This window comes from Aquabacter cavernae, assembly GCF_003993795.1.
GTDB lineage: Bacteria > Pseudomonadota > Alphaproteobacteria > Rhizobiales > Xanthobacteraceae > Aquabacter > Aquabacter cavernae.
In genome coordinates this window covers 761,476-788,162 of sequence record NZ_RWKV01000008.1, presented here as the reverse complement: position 1 = coordinate 788,162, position 26,687 = coordinate 761,476, and the positions used below count along the sequence as shown (strand labels likewise).

Here is a 26,687-nt window from a genome sequence, read left to right as displayed (position 1 = left end):
GTGGCCGTCATATCGTCCGGCTTTTGGAAGATTCGTCGCCTGTGCCGTTTTCCCTTAGGTGACAGGCACATGCGGCCTGTCTGTTAATGTTAAGGCAAGGCGGCCGCGTGCAACGCTTTGTTTACCATGGGCATAGGCGTGCCGCATTTTTGCCGCCTTGTCCGACACACTTCTGTCCAACGGGCCGGTGCCATGCCATAAACTATGGCGCTCCAAGGGATTGGATCGGCGAGTCGGTCAGTTGCCGTTTCGCAAGGGAACAGGACGCACATGACGCGAGAGACTGAGACTGGCCTCGGCCCCCGCGCCCTCAGTGGCGCACTGGGTGTGAGCATGTTGTGTCTTGCGCTGGCCGGCTGCAGCGGCGGCAATTCCCTTCTCTCCAAGATCGATCCGAAATACGGTGTCTCGGCCAGCCCGCGCGTCGTGGCGGATGGCGCCCCCATCCCGAAGGGGACCGGCGCCTATCGCGTTGGAAAGCCTTACAAGATCGCCGGCCGGACCTATTACCCTGCGGAAAATCCCAATTATAAGGCCATCGGCACCGCGTCCTACTATAGCGATGCGTTCCACGGGCGGCTCACGGCCAATGGCGAGATTTTCGACCGTAATAGCATCAGTGCTGCGCATCCGACGCTTCCCATGCCGTCTTATGTGCGCGTCACCAATTTGAAGAACGACAAATCGATCATCGTGCGCGTGAATAATCGCGGCCCCTACCATGGGGACCGCATTATCGACGTCTCCCACAAGACGGCGGACTTGCTCGGCTTCCAGAGCAGCGGCATCACCCAGGTCAAGGTGGAATATGTGGGCCGTGCGCCTCTGGAAGGCTCCGACGACCGCGTGCTGATGGCCTCGCTGCGCGACGATGTGCCGGCCGAGTTGCCCTCCGGTTCCGCCGTCATGGTGGCCTCCGCCACGCCTTTCGTGCCGTCGCTGCCGCGCGCGATGCCGGCGACCATGTCCGAGGGCGCCGTCCCCATGCCCTCGCAGCGTCCCTATGATCTGGGTCATGAACTGGATCGCGAGGTGGCCCAGATGGCGAGTACGCAGGTTCCCGCCGCGCCGGCTGCCTCCTCTCGCACCACGGCCCAGGCTGCGTCCAGCTTCCGCCCGGTGGATCCCGCTCCGGTCCGCACCACCTTTGCCGCCGTGGGCTGGTCCGCCGGCGCCGCGCCTGTTTCCGGCCTCAGCTATTCGGGCGTCTCGGTCGATGGCGGGCGCTGAGGGCTCTTTCTCGCGCGTGTTCCGCAAGGTTCGTGCGGGCGCCGCGAGGCTTTCCGCCGCTGTTGCGCTGTCCGCCCTCGCCGTTTCCGGGGTGGCCGCGCAGAGCGCGTTCCAGACCCCCGCGCCCAGCGCCATTCTCGTGGACTTCGCCACGGGCGCCATCCTGTTCGAGAAGGACAGCGAGAAGCCGTTCGCGCCCGGCGGAACGGTAAAGGTCATGACCGCCCTCGTCGTGTTCGACGAGATCCGGCTGAACAAGATCAATACCGATACAACCTTCATCGTCAGCGAGAATGCCTGGCGTCGCGGCGGCGGTCCGTCCGGCGGCGCGGCCATGTTCGTGCCCGTGAAGAGCGCCACCCGCGTGGGTGACCTGCTCATCGGCATGATCACGGTGGGCGGCAACGACGCCGCCATCGCGCTGGCCGAAGGCGTGGCCGGGACGGAGAGCGCCTTCGCGCTCAAGATGAACGAGGCGGGGCAGCAGCTCGGCCTCACCGGCTCCGATTTCCGCAATTCCACGGGCTTTGCCGATCCCGCGCAAAAGTCCACGGCTCGGGATATGGCGCAGATCTCGCGCTACATCATCCGCACCTTCCCTAGCCTCTATCCCATGTTCTCGGTGCCGGACATCGAGTGGAGCAAGGTCAAGCAGCGCAACCGCAATGTGCTCCTGAATGCGGGTGTCGGCGCGGATGGCCTGCAGGTCGCCTGGATCAAGGACGGCGGATATCATCTCGTCGGCTCCGCGCTCCAGAACAATCAGCGGCTGATCGTGGTGGTGATGGGGGCGAAGAGCGAGAAGGAACGCATCGACGAAGCCAAGCGGCTTCTGGAATGGGGCTTCCACTCCTTCGAGCATCGCCAGCTTTTCGCCGCGGATGCGGAGATCGGACGCGCCACCGTGTTCGGCGGCACGCAGGGCAGCGTGGCGCTCGCGGCGCGTGGTCCCGTCACGCTGCTGATGCCGCGCAACAGCCAGGACAAGCTGGTGGCCAAGGTCACCTATACCGGCCCGCTGAAGGCGCCCGTCGCCAAGGGGACGGAAATCGCCCAGCTGGAAATTTCCCGTGGCCCGCTCAAGGTCATGGAGGTGCCGCTGGTCACCACCGAGGACGTGCCGGTGGGCACTCTCTGGCAGCGCGCCGTGGACGGCGCCGGTGTGCTGGTGGGCGATGCGGCGCGCGATCTCGGCCAGAAGGTCCTGGCGAAGATCGGCAAATGAGTTCCCCGCGCGGTCGCTTCATCACGCTCGAAGGGGGTGAGGGAAGCGGCAAGTCCACCCAGGCGAAGCGGCTCGCCGAGCGTCTTCGCTCCCATGGCCTCGATGTTGTCCTGACCCGCGAACCGGGTGGGTCTCCCGGCGCGGAAGCCGTTCGCGCGGCGCTGCTCGGGGGGGCGGTGAAGCCCTATGGGTCGGACGTGGAAGCCCTGCTGTTCGCCGCCGCTCGTGCCGATCATGTGGACCGGACCATCGCGCCCGCTCTGGCGCGTGGCCAGTGGGTGATCTGCGACCGCTTCATTGATTCCACCCGCGTCTATCAGGGCGCCGTGGGGCAAGTGGAAGCCCCGCTTCTCAACGCCCTGGAACAGGTTGCGATTGGCCCGGCCCGGCCGGACCTGACGCTGCTGCTGGATATCTCCTCCGAGGCAGGGCTGGCCCGCGCCGCCGCCCGCGCGCAGGGGCAGGTGGGAGATCGCTTCGAGCGCGAGGGCATGGCCTTCCATCAGGCCGTGCGAACGGCCTTCCTGGAATTGGCTGGAGCGGATCCGGAACGGTGCGTGGTTGTTGATGCCGGGCGTCAGCCGGACATGGTCGCGATCGACATCGCCAAGGCGGTGCGCGCGCGCTTCCCCGAGGCCCTGTCGGAAACGGTGCCCGCATGAGCGAGGGCGATCTTCTTCCCGGCGCCCCTCATCCGCGCACCCGTTCGGTGCTCGTGGGACATGCGGCCCATGAGGCCGATCTCATGGCGGATTGGCGCAGCGGCCGGTTTCCCCACGCTTTACTCATCGGCGGCCCGGAAGGCATCGGCAAGGCGACGCTCGCCTATCGCATCGCCCGCTTTGTCCTGGCGGGAGGGCATGCGCCCGCGGACCAGCATGATTTCGAGCTGGCGGAGGGCCATCCCGCCTTTCGGCAGGTGGCAGCGCTCACCCATCCCGACCTCCTCGTGCTGCGCCGCGCGGCGGAGGGAGAGTACGAGAAGGTGCCCACCGTCATTCCGGCCGAAATGGTGCGCCGGGTGCGGGCCTTCTTCGGCGCCACCGCCGCGGGCGGGGGCTGGCGGGTCTGCATCGTGGATGCCGTGGATGATCTCAATGCCTTCGGCGCCAATGCCCTGCTGAAGACTCTGGAGGAGCCGCCGCCGCGCGCGCTGTTCCTGCTGGTCTGCCATTCGCCCGGCCGTGTCCTGCCCACCATCCGCTCGCGCACCCGCATGGTGCGTCTGCGCGCCCTGTCTGACAGTGATGTTCTGACCGCGCTCCAGGGGCTCGGCCCCGAGGTGGAGGATATCGACCCCGCTGCGCTCGCGGCCGCCGCTGCGTCGGCTGATGGCAGCGTGCGGCGCGGCCTCGTCCTGGCGCGGGGCGCCGGCCTGGAGGTGCGTGCGGCGACCTTGCGCCTGCTGGACCAGATGCCCGACGCGCGCATGGAGGAGATGCACGCTTTGGGCGCGCGCCTCCAGGGCGACCGGGCGGACGGGCTCGACCTGTTCGTGGAAGCGGTGAGCGACTGGATCGCGGGCGTCGTCACGGAGGGGCGCTGGGACCGGCGCCGCCTTGTTCGCCTGGGCGAGGTGTGGGAGAAGGTGCGGCGGACGGCTGCCGAAGCGGACACCTTCAATCTTGACCGCAAGGCGCTGGTCTTCCGCATCTTCACCGAACTCGCGGATGCCGCGCGCGCATAAATCGCGGCGCGCGAGGCGGGTTCTCAAGATCGCCCGATGCCGGATGTATTGGGCGTCTCCAGACCGGACAGGGGCCCATGTCGTCCAAGCAGCCCTTCTACATCACCACCGCCATCGCCTATCCCAATGGCGTGCCGCACATGGGCCATGCCTATGAGGCCATCGCGACCGACTGCATCGCGCGGTTCAAGCGCCTCGACGGCTATGACGTGCGCTTCCTGACCGGCACCGACGAGCACGGCATCAAGATGCTCCAGACGGCGCAGAAGGCGGGTCTCACCCCGCGTGAGCTGCTGGACCGGAACGTGCCCCGGTTCAAGGCCATGGTGGAGGGCTTCGGCCTCTCCAATGACGATTTCATCCGCACCACGGAAGAGCGCCACCGCGCCTCCGCCCAGGCCATCTGGGAGAAGATGGCCGCCAATGGCGACATCTATAAATCCACCTATGCCGGCTGGTATTCGGTGCGGGATGAAGCCTATTACGCCGAGGACGAGACCACGCTGAACCCGGACGGCGTGCGGCTCGGTCCCCAGGGCACGCCGGTGGAATGGGTGGAGGAGGACAGCTATTTCTTCCGCCTCTCCGCCTACCAGCAGAAGCTGCTCGACTTCTACGCGGCCAATCCCGGCTTCATCATGCCGGAGGCGCGCCGCAACGAGGTGGTGAGCTTCGTGTCGGGCGGGCTCCAGGATCTCTCCATCTCGCGCACCACGTTCGACTGGGGCATCCCCGTGCCCGGAGATCCCAAGCACATCATGTATGTGTGGGTGGACGCGCTTACCAATTACATCACCGCGCTGGGCTATCCCGACACGGAAGGCGAGCTGTTCCGCACGTATTGGCCGGCGAACCTGCATGTGATCGGCAAGGACATCATCCGCTTCCACGCGGTCTATTGGCCGGCCTTCCTGTGGTCCGCGGGGCTCGCAGTGCCCGAGCGGGTGTTCGGCCACGGCTTCCTGTTCAACCGGGGAGAGAAGATGTCCAAGTCCGTGGGCAATGTGGTCGATCCGTTCGACCTCGTGTCCGCCTACGGCGTGGATCCGGTGCGCTATTTCTTCCTGCGCGAGGTGTCGTTCGGCCAGGATGGCTCCTATAGCCACGAGGCCATCGTCTTGCGCATGAATGCGGACCTCGCCAACGACCTGGGCAATCTCGCCCAGCGCTCTTTGTCCATGATCGCGAAGAATCTGGATGGCGTGGTGCCCGAGCCCGGTCCGCTGTCGCCGGAGGATGAGGCCATGCTGGCGCTCGCAGACGGCATGCTGGAGAAGGCGCGGGAGGCCATGGAGGTCCAGGCTATCCACCACTATCTGGCGGCGGTTTGGAACGTGGTGGCGGAGGCGAACCGCTATTTCGCCGCCGCCGCGCCCTGGGCCCTGCGCAAGACGGACCCGGCGAAGATGGGCACCGTGCTGTGGGTGACGGCCGAAGTCATCCGGCAGGTCGGCATCCTCGCCCAGCCGGTCATGCCCGTGAGTGCCGGAAAGCTTTTGGACCTTCTGGCCCTCCCGGAGAGCGAGCGGGACTTTGCCCGCCTCGGCGCGGCGCATCGGCTGGCGTCCGGCGGCACGCTGCCCGCGCCGGTTGGGGTGTTCCCCCGCTATGTGGAGCCCGAGGCCACGGCCTGAGGCTTCACGCCCGTTCGTTCCAGACGACGGTAGAACGAGGAAAAACGGGCGCGCCGCCTTCCGGTCGGCGCGCCCGTTCTGTTTTCAGTAGAGGCCGGTGAGGTAGTAGAAGCCGATCACGAAGAACACGGCAGCGGTCTTCACCAGGGTGATGGCAAAGATGTCGCCATAAGACTGCCGATGCGTGAGGCCGCAGACCGCCAGCAGCGTGATCACCGCGCCGTTATGGGGCAGGGTGTCCATGCCGCCGGAGGCCATGGATGCCACCCGGTGCAGCACTTCCATGGGAATGCCCGCCGCATTGGCCGCGGCGATGAACTGTTCCGACATGGCCGCGAGCGCAATGGACAGGCCGCCGGATGCGGACCCCGTGATACCCGCCAGCGCCGTGATGGAGATGGCCTCGTTCACCAGCGGATTGGGAATGGCGCTGAGCGCGTCGCGGATGACGAGGAAGCCGGGCAGGGCGGCGATGACGGCGCCGAAGCCGTATTCCGACGCTGTGTTGAGGCCCGCCAGCAGCGCGCCCGAAACCGCCGCCTGGGTGCCGATGGCGAATTGGCCCGCGACGCGGCGGAAGGCGAACAGGAACACGGTCAGGATACCCAGCAGCAGCGCGCCGGCCACCGACCAGATGGCCGCCACCGACTTCACGCCCAGCGAGATTTCCGGCGTGCCGGGGGTCAGCAGGGCGCGGGCCGTCTCGCCGTAATGGAGCGGGATCAGCCAGCCGAGGACCAGGTTGGAAATGCCGACCACGAACAGCGGCAGGATGGCGATGAGGGGATGGATGCCCACCTCGCCGGTATTGGCCTCGGGCTCGTTGGTGTGCCCCGCCCCGTAGCCTTCGCCCTTGCGCAGGGCCTGGCGCCGCCGGAACTCCAGATAGCCGACGCCCAGCACCAGCATGAAGGCCGAGCCCACGAAGCCGAGGATGGGCGCCGCATAGGCCGTGGTGTGGAAGAAGGTGGTGGGGATGATGTTCTGGATCTGCGGGGTGCCCGGCAGGGTATCCATGGTGAAGGAGAAGGCACCCAGCGCGACGGTGGCCGGCAGCAGGCGCTTGGGGATGCCCACCTGCCGGAACAATTCGGCGCCGAACGGATAGACCGCGAACACCACCACGAACAGCGATACGCCGCCATAGGTGAGCACCGCGCCCACCAGCACGATGGCGAGGATCGCCTGCCCCGCGCCGAGAATGCGGATGATGGCCGAGACGATGGCGCGGGAGAAGCCGGACAGCTCGATGACCTTGCCGAACACGGCGCCCAGCAGGAAGAGCGGGAAATAGAGCTTCAGGAAGCCCACCATCCGTTCCATGAACAGGCCGGTATAGAGGACCGGAACGGCGGACGGGTCGGTGAGGAGGACGGCGGCGAGCGCCGCCACCGGGGCAAACAGGATGACGCTGAAGCCGCGATAGGCCACGAACATCAGGAAGGCGAGCGCGCCGAGACAGATGAGAAAGCTCATATGGATCAGTTCCGGGTTTGAAATCCGAGGACCGGAAGCCGGCGCAGCACTGCCGCTGGCCGGACCATTGGGTGACGCCCGTGATCCGAGATGACGCTTCCTCTGATGCCGTTCGCCCCATCTTGATCGATGCCGGGCGAACTTCGCTGCGGCGCCGCGCGGGGCTTGCCCAAGGGCTCGCGGATGAAACCCGCAAGGCCCCTGGTCCTTGAGTCTTCTGTAAGCGCTTTCTAATACCAAGGCTGCCATATGAAAATGGCATGCGGCCTTATCCCAAAGGCGAAGGCGAACCCCTCAGGGCGCTGATTTTTCTCGTGTTCCGAGCACCAGCGGCAGGGCTCGCGCCACGAGCGGCCACAGCAGGGCCTGCGCCACCACGACCACCACAAGGCCGCCAATGATGCCCACCAGCCGTTCGATGGCGGGCAGGATATCCGGGCTGGGAGCGAGGCCCTGGACCATGGCCATGATCACGGCAATGCCCGCCTGATGGCCGCTATAGGCCGCGTCCCCATCCCCGTGCTTGACGTAACAGGTCACGTAGAGCCCGAGGAAGAGCAGAGCGAGCCAGGGGACGATATTGTCCCCCACGAGGCGCATGCAGATCAGCCCATAGGCGCCGCCCAATATGCAGCCCGCCAGCCGGTTCACGGCGGCCCATATGGGTTCGCGGCGCATCATCACCAGGATCACGAAGGCAGTGACGGGCGTCTGGCCGAGGCCGGGAAGCTGCAGCTTCTCCCAGATGACCGGGATGACGGCGATGGCGATGCCGCCGGTAATGGCGGTGATCAGCAGGTCCTCGTCGATGGGACGGACGAAGATGCCGGGCTTGGCGGGGGCCGGCTTGTGGGCCGAAGGTGGGGCGAAGATGGCATCCACCGCGAACGAGACGCCGACGCCCACGATGATTTCCAGCGCCCGGTAGACGGCGACGTTCAGCGCTGTCTCCGGGGCACCGAGGGAGCCGAACATCACCAGGATGACGGTGATGGCGCCAAGTAGGGCGGCATAGCCGTGGGTCGTGCGTTCGATGCCGTAGATGCCGAAGACGGCGGCGCCGAAGCAGATGAGCTGGAACATGAAGTGGTCGGCGACGAAATGGGCGCCCGCATAGCCCACCGCCGCGCCCACCAGCGTGCCCAGGCACCGGTCCACCGAGCGCAGGAAGGAGGCGGCGAAATCCTTCTGGATGATGGCAAGGCCGGTGATGCCCGCCCAGGAGGGATTATCCAGGTGGAGCATCATGGCCAGGATCATGGCCAGCACGCAGGACAAGGCCGTTCGGAAGGCGAGCGAGGCCGTGGGGCCGGAGACGGACAATACCCCCAGCTCCCGGCGCAGCGCGGCGCCGAAGCGATAGTGGTAATGGCGGTGCTTCACCGGCGCCTCACGGGAACAGCACGACGCGGGCGTCCGCCCCCATGAAGAGGGGAAGCCCCTCGGGCCGGGGATCGAGCACCAGCGTCACCGGCATGCGGCGGGCGAGGCGGATCCAGTCGGTGGTGGGGGCCACATAAGGCAGAAGCCGCTCGGCCTGCTGCTCGCGCGCGATGCCGCGCCCGATGCCGGCGACGCGGGCCGGGAACAGGTGCCAGGGATGGCTGTCGAGCCACACCCAGGCGCGCATGCCGGGCTTCAGGTCGGACGCCACATATTCCTTGAAGTTGGCGATGATCCGCCATTGCGTGTCATCGACGATGCCCACCAGCGGCGTGCCCTCGCTGGCATAGGCGCCGGGCCGGAGCGAGAGATTCGTGACATAGCCCTTCACGGGGGCGGTGATGCGGGTGCGCGAGAGATTGTACTGGGCGATGGCGAGCTGGGCCTGGGCGATATCCACCTGCGCCTGCGCGGCCGTCACTTCGCCGGAATTCACCCGAACCTGGGCCTCCGCCTGCTCCACCTTGTCGGAGGCGGCCTGCCGCTGGTCGGTGGTGCGGTCCATCATCTCCTGGGAGAGGGTCTGGTCCTTCACCAGGGCCGCGACACGGTCATATTCGCGCTGGGCCAGGGTCAGGCCAGCCTTGGCCGCATCGAGATTGGCGTTGAGGACGGCTTCGGTGTCCTTCTGGACCTTGGCGGCGGCGCGGGCGCTTTCCACCTGCTTCTGCTTCAGCTCCACTTCGAGCTGGAACGGGCGGGTGTCGATGATGGCCAGGGGCGTCCCGACCTCCACCGCCTGATCGTCGGTAACCGAGACGGTCTCCACAATGCCCGATATCTCCGGGGCGACCGCCACGAAGTCCGACCGCACATAGGCGTCCTCGGTATAGGCGATGAAGAGGCCCGGAACGAAATAGAGGAACACGCCGAGGGCGATCACCACCGCGACGAGACGGGCGAAACGGGAATTGGAGGCCGGCACCTCGGGTTTTTGGGGAGCGGCGGCCTCGGGCGCGGCGGTCTCGGGGGAGGGGGATGTCGCCACTGCGGAAAGCCTCGCGCGCCAATGGAGGTTGGACCTTATAGCGCGCGAAGCTGGTAGCGGACACCCGCCCCTGCAAACGAAGTTAAACCGCGCAATCCGTTAAGGTCGCAGCTGCGGGGCATGCCTTCACAGGTCGATGAGGCTCTCGAACCCGCCATAGATCATGCGCTTGCCGTCGAAGGGCATCTTGGACGGTTCCATCTCCAGGCGCGGATCCTCCATCACCTTCTTGTTGATCTCGTCGCGCGCGGCGCGGGAGGGATAGGTGATCCACGAGAACACCACCACCTCGTTCGGCTCGGCCTTCACGGCCATGGGGAAGGACGTCAGCTTGCCGTCGGGAACGTCGTCCGCGACGCATTCCACATAGCTCAGCGCGCCGTGATCCATCCAGATGGCGCCCGCATTGGCGGCGACGGCCTTGTAGGCCTCCAGATTGGCCTTGGACACGGCGAGAACGAATCCATCGACATAGGGCATGGGTGCCTCCTGGTTGCTTCCTTCCCGAGGACACATGGGACGGGCCTCGATCCACACAGGGCGCGAAGAATGTGGACAAGAATTCATCCGCGCGCCGCCTTGCGACCCTGGTCACATGACCCTACGTCATGGGTCGGCGCAAGTGCGCCCTGGTTCAGGAGATGACGATGACCAATCCCGCCGCGGGAATGCCGTGCCCGGTCTGCAAGGTTCCGCTGGTCATGAGCGAACGGCAGGGAGTCGAGATCGACTATTGCCCGCAATGCCGAGGCGTGTGGCTCGATCGGGGTGAGATGGACAAGATCATCGAGCGCAGCCTCCGCGAGGAGGCTCCGTCTGCGCCCCAGCAGCCTGCTCCGCAGCCGGTCCATCAGCAGCCCCAACCCCGTCCGGGCTTCGCCCAGCCCGCGCCGGGCTATGACCAGCCCTATGGGGCCGGCCATGGCCAAGGCGGATATAATCAAGGTGGCTACAGCCAAGGTGGCTACGGGAATTATGGCGGCCATGGAAAGCCCAAGCGGAAAAAGTCCTTCCTTGAAGAGCTTTTCGACTGAGCTTCGGCGCCTGAAATGAAAACGCCCGGCCGATATGGCCGGGCGTTTTGCGTTTCGGCGTGGGGCCGACCTCAGGCGGAGGGCGGGGGCGCCAGTTCGGCATCGGCGGCGTGGTAGATTTGGCCGCCGCCCTCGCGGAACTTGCGCGCCATCTCGTCCATGCCAGCCTGCGTCCCCGCAATGTCGGCGGCCTCGATCTTCAGCTCCTGGCTGATCTTCATGGAGCAGAATTTCGGGCCGCACATGGAGCAGAAGTGCGCCACCTTGGCGCCTTCGGCGGGCAGGGTCTCGTCATGGAAGGCTTCCGCCGTCTCGGGGTCCAGCGAGAGGGCGAACTGGTCGCGCCAACGGAAGGTGAAGCGCGCCCGGGAGAGCGCGTCGTCGCGGATGCGCGCGGCGGGGTGCCCCTTGGCAAGGTCCGCCGCATGGGCGGCGATCTTGTAGGAGATGACGCCCGCCTTCACGTCGTCGCGGTTGGGCAGGCCCAGATGCTCCTTCGGCGTCACATAGCAGAGCATGGCCGTGCCGAACCAGCCGATCATGGCCGCGCCGATGGCGGAGGAGATGTGGTCGTAGCCGGGGGAGATGTCCGTCACCAGCGGGCCGAGCGTGTAGAACGGCGCTTCGTGGCAGATCTTCAGCTGCTTCTCCACATTCTCGCGGATCAGGTGCATGGGCACATGGCCCGGCCCCTCGATCATCACCTGGACATCGTATTTCCAGGCCACCTGGGTCAGCTCGCCCAGGGTCTCCAGCTCGGCGAACTGGGCCGCGTCGTTGGCGTCCGCGATGGAGCCAGGGCGCAGGCCGTCGCCCAGGGAGAAGGCCACGTCATACCAGGAGAGGATTTCGCACAATTCCTCGAAATTCTCGTAGAGGAAGCTCTCCTTGTGGTGGGCAAGGCACCACTTGGCCATGATGGAGCCGCCGCGCGAGACGATGCCCGTCACCCGGTTGGCCGTGAGCGGCACATAGGGCAGGCGCACGCCCGCATGGACGGTCATATAGTCCACGCCCTGCTCGGCCTGCTCGATGACCGTGTCGCGGAAGACTTCCCAGGTGAGGTCCTCGGCGACGCCGTTCACCTTCTCCAGCGCCTGATAGATCGGGACGGTGCCGATGGGCACGGGCGAGTTGCGGATGATCCATTCGCGAATGGTGTGGATGTTCTTCCCCGTGGAGAGATCCATCACCGTGTCGCCGCCCCAGCGGGTGGCCCACACCAGCTTGTCCACCTCTTCCGCGACCCCGGACGTGACGGCGGAATTGCCGATATTGGCGTTGATCTTCACCAGGAAGTTCCGCCCGATGGCCATCGGCTCGGTTTCCAGGTGATTGATGTTGTTGGGGATGATGGCGCGCCCGCGCGCCACTTCCTGGCGCACGAACTCCCCTGTGATGTCCACCGGAATGGCGGAGCCGAGGCCCATCGCCTGGTGCTTGGGATGGGCGCCGCCATTGGCGCGGGCGAGATTCTCGCGCGCGGCCACATATTCCATTTCGGGCGTGATGATGCCCGCGCGGGCATAGGCCATCTGGGTCGGGCGCTTGCCGGCCTTGGCGCGCAGGGGCTGGCGGCCGGTGCGGTCGAACGACGGCAGGTGGCTCACCTGTCCCGCCTTCAGCCCGTCATCTTCCGGCTTGCGGGCGCGGCCTTCCACCTCTTCCACGTCGCCCCGCTCCAGAACCCATTTGCGGCGCAGCTCGGGCAGGCCCTTGGTGAGGTCGATGAGGGCGTTGGCGTCCGTGTAGGGGCCGGACGTGTCGTAGACGCGCACAGGCGGCTCGGACTTGTCGGAGAGGACGATCTCTCGCATCGCCACCTGGATATCGGGGCGGCTTCCCGCGATCAGGACCTTGCGGGAGTGGGGCAGGGGCCCCGTGGTGACTTTCAGCGACGATGTGGAGGCTTCGTCGAGCATTGCGGATCTCCTTCAGCTTGCGCTTCAAATGAGATCCGGGATGAGCTTCAGGAGACGGCTGGCGCCATGATCCCTTCAAGGAGAACGTCCCCAGGGTGGCTGTTCCGATCCCTTCGCCGGCATGACCCGGATCAGGTTCAAAGGGTCATCGCGGCGTCGGCGGTCATGACGACCAATCCGAAAGGCGATCTCTCAGCCCCCTCGCAGGGCTCCCCTTGGAATAGCTTCACACTGTTGGTTGCCCGCCCCCTTGTCAACGCTGCGGTGCAGCATGCCGCGCGCCGTCGCATGGCTGTAAAGACGCACCTCTAAAAGGCGAGATTCGGAAGTCCCCTCCGTCTGTCAGGTCTCATGCCTCTCGTCATCAAGCCGCGCACGCTGGGTCTGCTGCACAAGGTCGAGCGGCGTCGGGACGGCGCGCGACTGATTCTCTGCGTGATCGCCGCCTTCGATCTTGCCGATCCGGCTCGCCTCGACGGCGAGCAGGCGCTTTGGACCATGGCCGCCGCCAGCCTTCCCGAAGGCAGTCCGCTGGACATGTGCATGCCGAAGCCGCGGGCAGAGGTGCTGATCGGCGGCAAGGTCGATGCCCCGCATGCGGACGCTTTGTTGCTGGAAGCCGAGGTCGGGACCGTCCGCAAGTCCCTAGCGGTGTTCGGCGACCGTTGGTGGACCATTGCGGGCGGCGCCTATGTGCCGACCGCTCCCCGGCCGATCCGCGACCTGCTCCTGTCGCCCGCACGGGCCTTCGGCGGCGCAGGCCATGCCGCCAATCCGGCGGGGATGGGCTTTGCCGCCGTGGAACGCATCGGCACGGGAGAGGCAGTGCAACTGCCCAATATCGAGCGACCGGACCGGCTGATCCATGCCCCGGACGAAGTGCCGCTCCCGGCTGCCTTCGGCCCGCTGGATATCATGTCGCCGGAGCGCCAGCGGCTCGCGGGCACCTATGACGCTGCCTGGGCGCGGGACGTGGCGCCTGCTCTCGCGGACGACATCCATCCCGACTTCTTCCTCACCGCCCCGCCGGACCAGCGCCTCGGTGCGTATCTGGCGGGTGACGAGCCTTACCGGCTGCGGAACTTCTCCGCCTCCGCGCCCTATCTCGAAGGGCGCCTGCCGGGGGTGCGTCCGCGTGCCTTCGCAGGGCTGGAGAACGGGCACTGGATTGAGGCCGAGCTTACCCTCGACACCCTCTGGCTGATGGCGGGCGCCCGGCGCGGCGTGCTCATCTGGCATGGCGTGGTGCCTGTGGAGGATATCGAGGGCAAGGATGTCACCGACATCATGCTTGCCCGCGAGCGGCTGACGGACGCCCCGCGCGCCCTGAGCCATTATGCCGAGGTGCGGCGCCTGCGGCGCGATCCCGAGCTTGGGCCGCGCTACGCATTCTCCGAGTGGCAGCTCACGCCGCCGGTGGACCGCGCGGAGGAAGAGCGGCGCCGGGCGGCGCGAATGACGCTCGCCCGCCAACGGGCCGAGCGGCAGACGCAGGCCATGGTGTTCCTGCGGGACCGGCAGATGGATGCCATGGGCCTCCCGCTCTCCCTGCGTCCGCCGCCGCCGGAGCCCGATCCCGACCCGCTGCCTCTGCCCACGCCGGAGGAGCTTGCGGAGGGGGATTTCGATCTCGGCGACCTGCTGGACATGATCGAGGCGAAGAGCGCGGCGGCCCAGGAACAGGTGCGCCTGGAGGCGGAGAAGGGGCAACCGCTCCTGTCCGCCATGGCCCGCATCGATGCGCCCGGCGCCGGAGCGGGGGAACTCGACGCGGTCTTGAAGGCGCTGGAAGCCTATGACGGAGGCGCCCTGGTGGCGTCGCTGGATGCGGCCTCCGCCCAGGGGCGCGCCGACATTCCCGGCCTTGAGGGCGAGGCGGACCTGAGCGACGCTGCCACACTCGCTAAGGCGCAAGGCGCGCTCGACTGGCGCGCCACCATATTGGACAACCTCCCTGGCGCCGACCACGAGGCCGAACTGGAACAGGCGAAAGCCCGTTTCCTGGGTCTGCCGGAAGCCGCGCCCTTGGCGGAGGTGCGGGCCTCCCTTGCGGCGGCGAGCAATGTGCGAATGCCGGACCTGCCACCGGATGCGCCGCCGCTCGGCACGCCCGGGCCCGTGCAGGCCTCCATTGGCGGCCTGTTGGACGCTATCGCCGCTGAACCGGATGTTCCGGCCGCAGGCGCGGCATCGGTGAATGCGCGGCTCGCGCAGGCTGACCGGCAGATCGCCGCTGCCTTGCCGGGCCTGTCCAAGACGGGGGGAGGCAGCGCGCTGGACGCGCTCCTCGCCGACTTGGCTTCCACGGCACCTCAGGTTCCGGCCGCCTCGCCCCAGGAGCGGATGTCCGCCGCGCAGGCGCAGATGGACGATGGACTCGGCATTATCGATTCCTTGGCGCCGGTCCTGGAGGCGGGCACCGCCCAGATGCGCCGCGCCGCGCCCCAGGCGGCCTATCCCGAGCGGCCGCTGGCGCCACGCATCGCCAAGCGTTTCGGCGATTTCGTGCTCGATCAAGCGCGGGCCGGGATTGACCTGCGCGGCCGCGACCTTGCGGGTGTCGATCTGGCGGGTGCGGATCTCTCGGGAGCGGACCTGACGGGTGCCTTTCTGGAGCGGGCCAATCTCGCCCGTGCGCGCCTGTGCGGCGCGAACCTCTCCGAAGCGGTGCTGACCGAGGCCCGGCTGGAGCAAGCGGATTTCAGCGATGCCGTCCTGGTAGGGGCCAATCTCTCCCGCGTGAAGGCGGCGGGAGCCCGGTTCGACCGCGCCCGCTTCGGTGGCGGCCTCGTGCTGGATGCGGACTTTTCCGGCGTGAGCGCGGTGGGTGCGGCCTTCTCCGACATGCGCTTCATCGCGACGCGGCTCGCCGGGGCGGATTTCTCCGAGGCGCGGCTGCAGGATCTGGTGTTCATGCGGGTTCAGGCGTCGGAAATGCGCCTCGACCGGGCCAGCCTGCGACAATGCCAGGCGCTGGAATGCGACTTCTCCGGTGCGAGCCTCGAAGGCGGCTTCCTGGATCGCTGCGCTTTCCTCGCCTTGACGGCGCCCGGCTTGCGGGCGGCGCAGGCGGACGTGCGGGGCACATCCTTCCTGGGCGGCGCGAAGCTGGCGGGGGCGGATTTCTCCGGTGGCCTTCTCAGCGAGGCGAGCTTTCTGGGTGCCGACCTCAGCGGCGCGCGTTTCCTCCGCGCGGTGTGCGACCGGACCCTGTTCTGCGAGGCGGGTCTCGCGGATGCCGACTTCCGGCTCGCCTCCCTGCGGCGTGCGCTGCTCGATAATGCCGGGCTCGTCCGCGCGGATTTCGGGGGGGCGCAGCTCATGGAGGCCCAGCTCCATCGTGCGGACCTTTCCGCCGCGTTTCTGCGCAAGGCCAATCTCTATGGCGCCGATCTGTCGGACGCCGTGATGATCGGTGCGGATTTGAGCGGTGCCAACCTCCTCAACTCCCCCCTCGCGCTGGAGACGGCCCATGGATGACCGTCCCGCCGGCAACCGGGCGCAGCGCGCCGATCTCCTGAACCATGTGGCCCTGGGCCTGCCCTATGCGAAGGGCGACTTCTCGCTCACCGACTGGACCGCCACGGCCGACCTGAAGGGTGCCACGGTTCGTGAGACCGCGTTCCGCGGCACCCGGTTTGACGGCGCGGACCTTGGCGGCGCGACGTTCGTGAACTGCGATTTCACAGGCGCCGTGTTCCGGGCGGCCATGCTCGACGGCACCCGCTTCGTGTCCTGTGCCATGGGCGGCGCGGCCTTCGAGGAGGCGCGCATATCGGGGGGCGCCTTCATCGGCTGCGCACTCGCCGGCGCGCGCTTTTCCGGCACGCTGGTGAGCGACGGGTCGTTCCTCAACTGCGATCTCACGGGCAGCGTCTGGCGTGCCGCGCAGGTGGACGGCGCGGCGCTGATGGACTGTGACGTGGAGGACATCGACCTGTCGGATGCGCGCACCGCCCGCCTGTTTGCGGCGCGCGCGGACCTGCGCTCCGCAAAGCTCGATGGCTTCTCCTGCGAGATGGGGGTGTTTCCGGAGGTGGACCTGTCCCAGCGGGACTTGCGAACCCTCAGCCTCGCCCGCTGCAACCTCATGGGGGCGAACCTGTCGGGAGCCAATCTCTCCGGCATGGACCTGTCCGGTAGCTTCCTCATGCAATGCACGGCGCCTGGCGCGGACTTTTCGGGCGCGATCGCGCACAGCGCCCATTTCTCCAAGTCCGACCTTACCGGCGCCCGCTTCGGCGGGGCGCAGCTCGGCAGTGCGAATTTCCAGGAGAGCCGCCTTGCCGGGGCGGATTTCTCCGGCGCCGATCTCGACATGGCGGTGATGACAGGGGCGCAGGCTCCCGGCGCCCGCTTCGTGGGCGCGAACCTGTCCTATACGCAGCTCGCCCATGCCCGGCTCGACGGGGTGGATGCGTCGAAAGCCCGGTTCCTGCGCACCGATCTACATCTGGCCGCCACTGACGGCCTGCTGCAATTGGGCGCCAGCGGCAGCCAGCTTCCCACCGACCCCGAGAAGGCGGTGGCGGAAAGCTATGTTCCCCAATACGTCCGCGCGACGGCCATGGAGGGTTGAATGTTCGTTACATCGCAAGGGCCTTCGCCCGCCATGAGCATGGCCTTCCCCGATGTGTGCAAGACCCCCGCGGGCCCGGTGGTGGTGCCCATCCCCTATCCCAACATCGCCCTCTCCAACACGGCGGTGCCCACGCAGACCAAGGTGCTGCTGATGGGCATGCCGGCCCATAATCTCAGCACGCAGACGCCGCTTTCCAATGGCGACAATGCGGGCGTCCTGATGGGCCTCGTCTCCAATCTGGTGATGGGCCCGAAGTCCGCCGCCATGGGCTCCACCAATCTGATCATCGGCGGGGCGCCGGCCATCAAGCTGACCTCGCCCAGCAAGCAGAACGGCATGAGCCCGAACGTGCCGGGTCTTACCTCGACTCCGTCCCAGACCAAGCTGATGAGCATGCGCTGAGCCGCGCAGAAGGAGAGGTTGTCATGTCCAATACCCAGCTTCTGCAGCTCTCGATCCCGGCACTCAAGCTGACGGATGCCGCCTGCGCCGCCTTCACCTTGGATGAGGGCGTGTCCAGCCCGTTCCGGCTGGAGGCGGTGTTCGTTTCCACCAGCGACTTTTCCCAGGAGCAGATCGCGGGCAAGCCTGCCGCCTTCAAGGTGACGGTGAACGAGACCAGCCGGGCCATAGGCGGGGTGATCCTGGAATTCCGCGTCCTCAACAAGGTGGATGTGAACAGCTACAGCTACGCCGTGGTGCTGGTGCCGCGCCTCGCGCTGCTGGACCGGACCCGGCAGAATGAGATCTTCGCCACGGACAGTGCGCTGACCTTGAAGCAGCTCCTATCCGGCGTGCTGGACGGCTCCCTCTCCTCCAGCGCCACCGAGGGCAGCCGGGGCGTCACCATCGAGTATCAGCTCCATGATTCCGTGGGCGACGATTATGCTCGCAAGAACATCACGAAATTCAACGAAAGCGACTTCCAGTTCTTCTCGCGGACCTGCGAGACCTACGGTGTCTTCTATTTCTTCGAGTTTTCCGCCTCCGACACGTCCGTGACCGACAAGGTGGTGCTGGGGGCGCTGAACGCCGCCTTCGCGCCCGCCGACATGGCCAGCGTCCAGTTCAAGGCGGCCGCCACCACCACCTCGGTGGAGGAGCAGGTGGTGACCTCGCTCACCAGCGTCTCCCGTCCCCAGCTCCAGCGCTACAATCTGCGCGACTACAATTATGAGTCCGCCGAGACCGACCTTCTGGTGCGCTCCAGCCAAGGGGATGGCATCGGAGCGGTGGTCGAATATGGCGACCACTATCCGAGCGTGGATGAGGGCAACAAGCTGGTGGCCCTGCGCGCGGAAGAGGCGGCGTGGCAGGCGCAGGTCTTCGAGTGCGAGAGCACCATCGCCTCCCTGCGCACCGGAACCGTTTTCACCCTCACCAGCCACCCCATCTCGTCCTTCAATACGGACTATGTGGTGATCGCGGCCCGGCATATGGCGGGGCAGGAGGGGCCGGACGGCTATCAGGCGGGCTATGCCACGCAGCCTTATTCCAACGCCTTCACCGCCATCCGCAAGAGCCAGGCCTTCCGTCCGCGCCGGGTGACGCCCAGGCCGGTCATGCCCGGCGTGTTCAATGCGGTAGTGGACAGCGAGGATTCCGCGGACAAGCGGGCCGTGCTGGATTCCATGGGCCGCTATCGCATCGCGCTGCGCTACAATGAAGGGGCCTCCAAGGCGACGCCCGGCAAGGGCTCGGCGCCGGTGCGCCAGAGCCAGCCTTATGCGGGGGCCAGCGCCAACAGCGTGGTGGCTGGCCTGCATGTTCCGCTGGTGCGGACCGCCGAAGTGCTGGTGAGCTACGAGAATGGCGATCCCGACCGCCCGGTGATCCTGGGCTCGGCGTTCAACAGCAAGAACGGTAACGTGGTCAACAATGCCGGCAGCACCGTGAACCGGCTGCGCACCACCGGCGGCCTTCTGCTGGAGATGGATGACGGCAAGACCGACACCGATCCCCGCTTCATCCGCTTCGACGTGCCGGCAAAGGTGGACGACACCCCGCCCACCGGCACCTATCTGCGCCTCGGCGCCCTGGTCGATGGAGACAAGGCCGTCCAATCGGGGGTGAAATACTCCACATCCACGGTCAGCCAGGACGGGCAGGACTGGAACTATAACGGCGGCTTCGACAAAGCCTCCTCCAACAAGCAGGCCACGTCCAAATCGTCCGTGAGCACCAACAGTGCGAACATCTCGGGAAACGGCGTCCTGATCTATACGGACCAGGATGTGGACACGAACATCCTTGGCGCCAGCGTGATGAAGATCGGCAAAGGCCAGGCCACCGAGGTGAGCGCGGGCGATGTGACCCACCAGGTGGATACCGGGCAGTTCAAGGTGACCGCCTATAACGGCATCACGCTAAAGGCCGGCACCGTGGGCGCGAACACGCAGATGGCGGACATCAGCATCTCCGCCACGAACACCGTCTCGACCAAGTCCGGCGGCGACACCTATCAGTGGATTTCCGGCACCTCGACCAAATATACGATGGGCGAGTCCTTCACGATGTTCCTCGGCTTTGAGCAGACCATCAAGGCAGCCATTTCCATCACGTTGCAATTGTCGGGATATAATTCCACGACTATCGGAATCTACAATTCCATCGTCATCGGCGGAAAATGGGACCTGATCATCGGCTCTTCCGGCAAGCTCTGCATGGGGAAGGGCGACATGAAGATAACTACCTCCGATATGAAGATTACCAACTCCGACATGAAGATCGCGAACGAGGACTTCAAGGTCGTCAGTGGTCTCGATGGGAAGTTCGCCAACACAGTGCTTGAGCACACCAACACAAAGGTCGCCTCGGACAAATTCACGGCCGAGCAGGGCGAGCTTATGTTCAAGAAGCTGATGACCGCTTCGAACAAGACCGAGATGAAGGTGAATTTCGTCACCCTCGAAAGCTTTATGTGATGGCCATGCCGGAAGAGGAGAGGTCCGTGCTGCCCTGCGTGCGTTCTGCATCCCCGTCCGCCGCGCCTGAGCGCCCGGCTGCGGGTGCGCCGGACCTGTGCGCCGGCCGAGTCCTTGCCGTCGCGGGCGGCCTGAGGGTGGCCGTTGAGGAAGACGAGGTGGCGGCGCGCCGCGCCTTCGGCTGCCTTGTGGAGCCAGCCGTTGGCGATCGGGTGCTCGTAGCCCAGGTGGGAGGAGAGGTGTTCATCCTCTCGGTGCTTGATCGGCTGGTGGGCGATGCCGCGCGCGTCTCCGTTCCCGGCGGGGCCGAACTGACGGTCTCGGCACCCACCCTGAACCTTGAAGCGGGGCAGCGCCTTGTTCTTGCCGGGGCGGAGGATGCGCTGGTGCGCGGTCGGCGCGTGACCATCCAGGCCGAGACGCTCTCCTTTGTCGGGCGGCTGCTGTCGCAGGTGATGGATCAGGTTCGCTCCGTTGTCCGGCGCCAGGAAACCACGGCCCGGACGGTGGTTCTCCATGCGGACGAGCGGACAACAATCGTGCGCGGCGCGGATGTGGTGCAGGCGGGAACGCTGGTGCAGCAGGTGGACACGGTCTCCAGCAGCAGCGCGGCCACGGCGGTCATCGTTGCCCGCGAGGATGTGCGCCTCGACGCCAAGCGCGTCACGGTGGGCTGAGCGCGCATGGGCCTGTCGCGACCGATGCGCCTCGATGCCGCCCGCCGCCTCATGACCGAGGGCCGCCACGCCGAGGCGGACCGGCTTGCCGACGACCTGCTGGCTGATTCCCCGCGTGACATGGATGCCCTGGTGCTGAAAAGCGCCGTCCTGATCGCGGCCGGGGATCGGGAGCGCGCGTTCGTCCTGCTGGGGCGGCTTGCGGAAGCGGCGCCGGAGCGGGCGGATGTCAGCGCCAATCTCGGCCTGCTGCATCGCGTGGAGGGGCGGGGAGCCGAGGCGCGCTTCTGCTATGAGCGCGCGGTGGATCTCGCGCCCGCCGAAGGCGCCTATAGCTGCGCCCTTGTGAGCATCCTGCTGTCGCTGGGGGATATCGACGCGGCCCGCGAGCGCCTGCGCAGCGTTGCGGCCCTGGAGGGGCTCGAGGCTGACATAGCCCTGCAGGCAGAAATTCACGGCCTCGACGCGCGCATCGCGCTGCTGGAGAACCGCCCCACCGCCGCCGAGCGAGCGGTGCGGCGTGCCCTGGCCCTGCGGCCGGAGGAGGAGGGCGACCTGATCCTTCTCAGCGATGCCCTGGCCCAGACGGGACAGCGGCAGGCGGCGCTGGAGACAGCCGAACTGGCCTATCTACGTGCGCCCGCCTCTCATGATGGCGTCTGCCTTCTGGCGCGGCGGCTCATGGAGGCTGGACGGATGGAGGAGGCGGAGCGCCATCTGGTGCGCACCGTCGCTGTCGCGCCCCTCCATGTGGAGGCCGCTTTCCTGCTGGCACATGCGCGCATCGCACGGGGCGAGACGGCCGAGGCGCTGGCGCCGTTCGCGGCCCTGGTGCGGCGCGTGCCCGATGATGCCGATCTCCTCATGCGCATGGCGACGCTGCTGCGCCTGACGGGCGATCTGGAAAAGGCCCTGGCCTGCGCAAGCGAGGCGGCACGCCGCGCGCCGTCCACGCCCTCCTTCGAGACGTGGCGGGATGAACTGAAGCTGGCTCTTGGCCGGGTGGACGAGGTGTGGCCCGTCCGGGCGGATGTCCCGAACATGCCGGATGCGGTTCTGGTCCCGCCCGGCATTCCGGCCGGGGAGGCCTTGCTGCTCGCGCGCTTCGCGCAGGGAACGACATCGGCGGAACCGCCGGTCTGCCACTTGGAGGCGGCTCTCGTGCCGCTGCTGGACGGGGTGCCCGGCCTGCGGCTTTCCGTGGAACCCGCGCCACCCGAGGCCATTTCCCTGGGCGAACTCCCGCGCCGCAGGGGGACGACGGCCCAGCCGCCATATCTGGCGGTGGAGGCGAGCCGCCTGGATATGTGGCGTCAGGCCCTGGAGGCATTCAAGCGACCGTGGATTGGCCTCTACTGGGACGATGCGGCGGGGTTCGATCTCGCATCCCTTGCTGCGTGGGTGGAAAGCGTAGGGCCGGAGTGCGCGACGTTGGTCTCCCTTGCCTTCGACGGACGGCGGCAGGACCTGCAGGGCCGCGATTCCATCCTCGATGCGGGAGCCCGGTTCCGCGATGCGAAGGATCTGGCGGCCTGCGTCGCCCTTCTCGATTTCGCCGTCTGCGCGGATGGCCTGCCGGCCCATGTGGCGGGCGCTTTGGGACGGCCGGGCATCGTCGCCGTGCCGCCCGCCCAACCCTGGTCCTGGGCGCATCGGGAGGGGCGATCCATCTGGTATCCGAGCCTGCATGTGGTGCGCGGCCGGGACGTTGCGCGCACGCTCGATGCCAATCCGGCCGTCTGCGCCGATTTCGCCCGCGCGGTGCTTGCGGGGGCAGGGGGAGAGGAAGAATGACCTGGCAGCCGCCCGAGCGGGATATCGACCCCTTCGAGAAGCTTCTGTCCCTGGCCGTCCGCGATACCATCCTCGCCCATCCGGCGGGAAACGGCGGGGCTGCCCAGACCTGGCGGGAGCTGAGGTCCGACGGGATGGCGCTCAACCTGCTTCTGCGTGTCGCCCCGCGCGAGGCCGTGAGCCACCAGGGGCGCGCCGCGCTCACCTATGATGTCGGCGGAGAGGCACTGAGCGGGCGCACGGGATATCGCTGCGAGGGGCGTGCGGTTATCGATCTGAAGACCCGTGCCTTTCTCGACGTGACCTGTCGGCTGGTGCCGGTCGGTGCCGTGTGACGGAACGCCCTCGGGCCGGAGACGGTATCGTGACACTGAGCGGAAACCCGCTCACCATCCGCATCTGAGCGGAAACCCGCGCAGATGGGTGGGTGATCGAAGATGATATCGGAGTGTGATCAGGAATTCAGATTCCACTGAAAAGCACTGCCCCGAAACGTTTTGCGTAATATGACGTGTTCGTGAAAGTAGTTTGGCATCGCCTTTGCTCTCTCTTTTGCGCCGGCACCACGCCGGCCTGCAAGTGACGAGACCGAAAATGCCTACTCCCGCTTATGTCAGCATCACCGGCGAAAAGCAGGGCGACATCACCAAGGGCGCCTTCACCGCCGACAGCGTCGGCAACCTGTGGCAGGAAGGCCATGAGGACGAGTCCATCGTCCAGGCGTTCAGCAGCAATGTGATCATCCCGCGCGATCCCCAGTCCGGCCAGCCCTCCGGCCAGCGCGTGCATCAGCCTGCCACGCTGGTGAAGTATCTCGACAAGGCGTCGCCCCTGCTGTGGCAGGCGCTCGCCACCGGCGAAGTGCTGACCAACGTGACCCTGAAGTTCTGGCGCACCTCCACCAAGGGCCAGCAGGAACAGTACTTCACCATCAAGTGGGAAGACGCTGTGCTCGTGGACGGCAAGGCCATCATCCCCAACGTGCTGCTGACCGAGAACGCGCAGCTCCAGCACATGGAAGAGTGGTCCTTCACCTATCGCAAGGTGACCTGGACGCACGAGAAGGCCGGCACCTCCGGTTCCGACGACTGGCGCAAGCCCGCCACCTGATCGGCGGCCTGACCGACTTTTGCGGGCCGGACCTTCGCGGGTCCGGCCCGCTTTGCGTTCGATGTCATTGCGAGGTCACGTACTACCGCTTTTCTGCGCGCCGTGAGGGTGGCGTTTCGGCATGCTGCGGCCCGCCCTCCGCACTCAAGGTCCGCCGCACCCGAAGGGGGATGACGGCACGACCCTGCGGGGAAAGGCGTCCATGCTCTCGCTCGATCTGAAGTCCCTGCTCGATCGCCTCGGCCCCTATGCCAAGCGCTCCCTGGAAACGGCCGCGGGCCTGGCGGTGGGACGGGGCAATTATGAGGTCACGGTCGAGCATTTCCTGCTCACCATGGTGGATGATGCCGACCGCGATCTGGTCCTGGCGCTGCGCCGTTTCGAGGCCGACATTCCAGGCCTCAAGCGCCGACTGCAGCGCGCCGTGGAGGACATGAAGTCCGGCAATCCCGGCCGCCCGGTCTTCGCGCCGAGCCTCATCGAGATTCTGACCGACGCATGGCTCCTGGGCTCTGTGGAGCTGAAGCTGGGGTCCATCCGGTCCGGCACCGTGCTGCTGGCCATCCTCAACAATGCCAACCGCTTCAGCCTGTCCGACTGGTGGGATGTGGTGCGGCAGGTGCCGGCGGGCGAGTTGAAGGCGAAGTTCCGCGATCTTCTCGCCGCCTCGGCGGAAGAGGCGGGTCCGGCCATTGCGGGCGCAAGCGAGGCCCCGCGCAAGGGGGAGGGCATCACCTCCCGCTCGCCGGACAGCGTGCTCGGCCGCTTCGCCACGGATTTCACCGCGCTCGCCAAGGCGGGCAAGATCGATCCCGTTTTCTGCCGTGATCGCGAGATCCAGCAGATGATCGACATTCTGGGTCGGCGGCGGAAGAACAACCCCATCTGCGTGGGCGAGCCGGGCGTCGGCAAGACCGCCGTTGTGGAGGGCCTGGCCCTCAAGATCGCGCAAGGCGACGTGCCGGACTTCCTCAAGCAGGTGGACCTGGTGGGCATCGATCTCGGCATGCTCCAGGCGGGCGCCGGGGTGAAGGGCGAGTTCGAGAACCGGCTGAAGGGGATCGTGGAGGAGGTGAAGGCCTCGCCCACGCCCATCATCCTCTTCATCGACGAGGCGCACATGCTGGTGGGCGCGGGCGGCCCGGCGGGCGGCGGCGATGCGGCCAACCTGCTGAAGCCCGCTCTGGCGCGCGGCGAGCTGCGCACCATCGCGGCCACCACCTGGAGCGAATACAAGAAGTATTTCGAGAAGGACGCGGCGCTGGAACGTCGCTTCCAGGTGGTGAAGCTGGACGAGCCGAGCCCGGCGGACGCGGCCACCATCCTGCGTGGCCTGCGGCCCATCTATGAGCGCAGCCACAATGTCTATGTGCGCGACGATGCGGTGATGTCCGCCGCTCAATTGTCGGCGCGCTACATTTCCGGCCGCCAGTTGCCCGACAAGGCGGTGGACGTTCTGGACACCGCTTGCGCCCGCGTGAAGCTCTCCCTCTCCAGCCGCCCCCAGGCGCTGGAGGGCAATGAGCGGCGCATCGCCATGCTGGAGCGCGAGCTTGCCGCCTTGCATCGCGACCGCGCCACGCTGGGTAGCGGCGACAATCCCCGCTGCGCCGAGATCGAGGCCGATATCGTGCTCCTGCGGGCCGACATCGCGCAGATGGAAGCTCGCTGGCAGGCTGAGAAGGCGCTGGTGGACCGCATCCTCACCCTGCGCCAGGAATTGAACGCGCTGAACGAGGGCACCGCCGAGCCGGAAGGCGAGGAAGACGCGCCGCCGGCCGAAGCCCCGGCCGAGACCGACATTCGCGCGGGCCTTTCCACGGCCATCGCGGAGCTGCGCGCCCACCAGGGCCGCGCGGGCCTGCTCCATTACGAAGTGACGCCGGAGACCATCGGTCAGGTGATCGCCGACTGGACCGGCATTCCCATGGGCAACATGGTGCGCGACGAGGCGGCCTCTGTCCTTGCGCTGGCCGATAATCTCGCCCGCCGTATCAAGGGTCAGTCCCAGGCTGTCAGCGCCATCGACGAGGGCATGCGGGCCGCCAAGGCGGGGCTCAACAGCCCCACCCAGCCCATGGGCGTGTTCCTGTTCGTCGGCCCCTCGGGTGTCGGCAAGACGGAATTGGCCACCGCCGTGGCGGACCTGCTGTTCGGCGGCGAGCGCTTCCTCGTCTCCATCAACATGTCGGAGTTCCAGGAGCGACACACCGTCTCCAAGCTGGTCGGCTCCCCGCCCGGCTATGTGGGCTATGGCGAGGGCGGAATCCTCACGGAGGCCGTGCGCCAGCGCCCCTACAGCGTCGTCCTGCTGGACGAGGTGGAGAAGGCCGACCCGGAGGTGATGAACCTCTTCTACCAGGTGTTCGACAAGGGCGTGCTCTCGGACGGCGAGGGCCGCGTCATCGACTTCAAGAACACCATCGTCATCCTCACCAGCAATCTCGCCACCGACCAGATCACGCAGATGGGCCTCGCCGAGGAGCGCCCTTCGGTGGACGACCTCGTCTCCGCCATCCGCCCGGCCCTGTCGCGGCACTTCAAGCCCGCGCTGCTGGCGCGCATGCAGATCGTGCCTTTCTTTCCGCTGCTGGGGGACACGCTGGGCGAGATCGTGCGCCTCAAGCTGGACCGGGTGGGCAAGCGCCTCAAGGAGAGCCAGAGGATGGCCTTCTCCTATTCCGACGCCGTGGTGCGCCAGATCGCGGAGCGCTGCACCGAGGTGGAGACGGGCGCGCGCAACATCGACCACATCGTCTCCAAGACCCTGCTGCCGGAGATCGCCACCGAGCTTCTGGCCCGCATGAGCGAGGAGAAGCAGGCGGACGCGCTGCATGTGGACCTCGGCGCGGATGGCCGCTTCGCCTACATCTTCTCCGATACCGTTGGAACGCCGGAGCCGGTGGAGGAGGAGACGCAGCTCGAGCCCGAGACCCAGTCCGCTCCCGAACTGGTCTGAGG

The 26,687-nt window shown here is 66.9% G+C and carries 20 protein-coding genes and 1 riboswitch; of the genes, 15 read left to right on the top strand and 5 right to left on the bottom strand.

Features of this window, described 5'->3' with window-relative positions; all coding sequences use genetic code 11:
- Positions 1–270 precede the first annotated feature (270 nt).
- The 5 genes from EJJ38_RS08345 (at position 271) to metG (ending at position 5,776) form a co-directional block, all read left to right on the top strand.
- Entirely contained in the window at positions 271–1,230 is a 960-nt protein-coding gene (locus EJJ38_RS08345; RefSeq protein WP_127089622.1) for a septal ring lytic transglycosylase RlpA family protein, read from the top strand.
- Positions 1,217–2,455: a D-alanyl-D-alanine carboxypeptidase family protein gene (locus EJJ38_RS08340; protein ID WP_245454152.1), complete on the top strand. Its 1,239-nt coding sequence runs from the start codon at positions 1,217–1,219 to the stop codon at positions 2,453–2,455. Before EJJ38_RS08345 ends, EJJ38_RS08340 begins: the two co-directional genes overlap by 14 nt.
- Positions 2,452–3,117: a dTMP kinase gene (gene tmk / locus EJJ38_RS08335; protein ID WP_127089621.1), complete on the top strand. Its 666-nt coding sequence runs from the start codon at positions 2,452–2,454 to the stop codon at positions 3,115–3,117. Before EJJ38_RS08340 ends, tmk begins: the two co-directional genes overlap by 4 nt.
- On the top strand, positions 3,114–4,142 hold the full coding sequence (locus EJJ38_RS08330) for a DNA polymerase III subunit delta' (protein ID WP_127089620.1): 1,029 nt from the start codon (positions 3,114–3,116) through the stop codon (positions 4,140–4,142). Before tmk ends, EJJ38_RS08330 begins: the two co-directional genes overlap by 4 nt.
- Before the next feature lie 77 nt (positions 4,143–4,219).
- Complete coding sequence (metG, locus tag EJJ38_RS08325; protein ID WP_127089619.1) at positions 4,220–5,776, top strand: methionine--tRNA ligase; 1,557 nt, start codon at positions 4,220–4,222, stop codon at positions 5,774–5,776.
- Positions 5,777–5,860: 84 nt separating this feature from the next.
- On the opposite strand, the gene EJJ38_RS08320 is transcribed toward metG, so the two are convergent.
- The 4 genes from EJJ38_RS08320 to EJJ38_RS08305 form a co-directional block, all read right to left on the bottom strand.
- Positions 5,861–7,252 carry a GntP family permease gene (locus EJJ38_RS08320; protein WP_127089618.1) on the bottom strand — a complete coding sequence of 464 codons (1,392 nt, stop codon included), beginning with the start codon at positions 7,250–7,252 and terminating at the stop codon, positions 5,861–5,863.
- A 294-nt stretch (positions 7,253–7,546) separates the two neighbouring features.
- On the bottom strand, positions 7,547–8,635 hold the full coding sequence (locus EJJ38_RS08315) for an FUSC family protein (protein ID WP_127089617.1): 1,089 nt from the start codon (positions 8,633–8,635) through the stop codon (positions 7,547–7,549).
- A gap of 7 nt (positions 8,636–8,642) precedes the next feature.
- Positions 8,643–9,683 (bottom strand): HlyD family secretion protein, encoded by a 1,041-nt coding sequence (locus tag EJJ38_RS08310; RefSeq protein ID WP_164738462.1) that lies wholly within the window; start codon positions 9,681–9,683, stop codon positions 8,643–8,645.
- Positions 9,684–9,809: 126 nt separating this feature from the next.
- On the bottom strand, positions 9,810–10,163 hold the full coding sequence (locus tag EJJ38_RS08305) for a DUF1428 domain-containing protein (RefSeq protein WP_127089615.1): 354 nt from the start codon (positions 10,161–10,163) through the stop codon (positions 9,810–9,812).
- Between the two features lie 167 nt (positions 10,164–10,330).
- Here EJJ38_RS08305 and EJJ38_RS08300 point away from each other — a divergent pair, with 167 nt between their 5' ends.
- On the top strand, positions 10,331–10,717 hold the full coding sequence (locus EJJ38_RS08300; protein ID WP_164738461.1) for a TFIIB-type zinc ribbon-containing protein: 387 nt from the start codon (positions 10,331–10,333) through the stop codon (positions 10,715–10,717).
- 71 nt (positions 10,718–10,788) lie between these two features.
- Here the strand turns inward: EJJ38_RS08300 and thiC are convergent, their stop codons facing one another.
- Positions 10,789–12,639: a phosphomethylpyrimidine synthase ThiC gene (gene thiC, locus EJJ38_RS08295; RefSeq protein ID WP_127089613.1), complete on the bottom strand. Its 1,851-nt coding sequence runs from the start codon at positions 12,637–12,639 to the stop codon at positions 10,789–10,791.
- Positions 12,640–12,729: 90 nt separating this feature from the next.
- A riboswitch (TPP riboswitch) is annotated at positions 12,730–12,865 on the bottom strand.
- Between the two features lie 125 nt (positions 12,866–12,990).
- On the opposite strand from thiC, the gene EJJ38_RS08290 reads away from it, so the two are divergent.
- The 9 genes from EJJ38_RS08290 to tssH all read left to right on the top strand — a co-directional run bounded on the left by EJJ38_RS08290 (position 12,991) and on the right by tssH (position 26,685).
- On the top strand, positions 12,991–16,119 hold the full coding sequence (locus tag EJJ38_RS08290) for a DUF2169 family type VI secretion system accessory protein (protein WP_127089612.1): 3,129 nt from the start codon (positions 12,991–12,993) through the stop codon (positions 16,117–16,119).
- A complete protein-coding gene (locus tag EJJ38_RS08285; RefSeq protein WP_127089611.1) occupies positions 16,112–17,218 on the top strand; it encodes a pentapeptide repeat-containing protein in 1,107 nt (368 codons plus the stop codon). Before EJJ38_RS08290 ends, EJJ38_RS08285 begins: the two co-directional genes overlap by 8 nt.
- Positions 17,219–17,623, top strand: coding sequence for a DUF4150 domain-containing protein (locus tag EJJ38_RS08280; RefSeq protein WP_205666124.1), 405 nt, complete (start codon positions 17,219–17,221; stop codon positions 17,621–17,623).
- Positions 17,624–17,646: 23 nt separating this feature from the next.
- Positions 17,647–20,145 carry a type VI secretion system Vgr family protein gene (locus EJJ38_RS08275; protein WP_127089610.1) on the top strand — a complete coding sequence of 833 codons (2,499 nt, stop codon included), beginning with the start codon at positions 17,647–17,649 and terminating at the stop codon, positions 20,143–20,145.
- Positions 20,146–20,171: 26 nt separating this feature from the next.
- Entirely contained in the window at positions 20,172–20,822 is a 651-nt protein-coding gene (locus EJJ38_RS08270) for a DUF3540 domain-containing protein (protein ID WP_164738460.1), read from the top strand.
- Between the two features lie 6 nt (positions 20,823–20,828).
- Positions 20,829–22,616 carry a tetratricopeptide repeat protein gene (locus EJJ38_RS08265; RefSeq protein WP_127089608.1) on the top strand — a complete coding sequence of 596 codons (1,788 nt, stop codon included), beginning with the start codon at positions 20,829–20,831 and terminating at the stop codon, positions 22,614–22,616.
- Positions 22,613–22,951, top strand: a complete 339-nt coding sequence (locus EJJ38_RS08260) for a hypothetical protein (RefSeq protein ID WP_127089607.1) — start codon at positions 22,613–22,615, stop codon at positions 22,949–22,951. Before EJJ38_RS08265 ends, EJJ38_RS08260 begins: the two co-directional genes overlap by 4 nt.
- Positions 22,952–23,210: 259 nt before the next feature.
- Entirely contained in the window at positions 23,211–23,726 is a 516-nt protein-coding gene (locus EJJ38_RS08255; RefSeq protein ID WP_127089606.1) for an Hcp family type VI secretion system effector, read from the top strand.
- 202 nt (positions 23,727–23,928) lie between these two features.
- The gene (gene tssH / locus EJJ38_RS08250) at positions 23,929–26,685 is read left to right on the top strand and encodes a type VI secretion system ATPase TssH (RefSeq protein WP_127089605.1); all 2,757 of its coding nucleotides are present in this window, start codon (positions 23,929–23,931) and stop codon (positions 26,683–26,685) included.
- Positions 26,686–26,687: the final 2 nt, after the last annotated feature.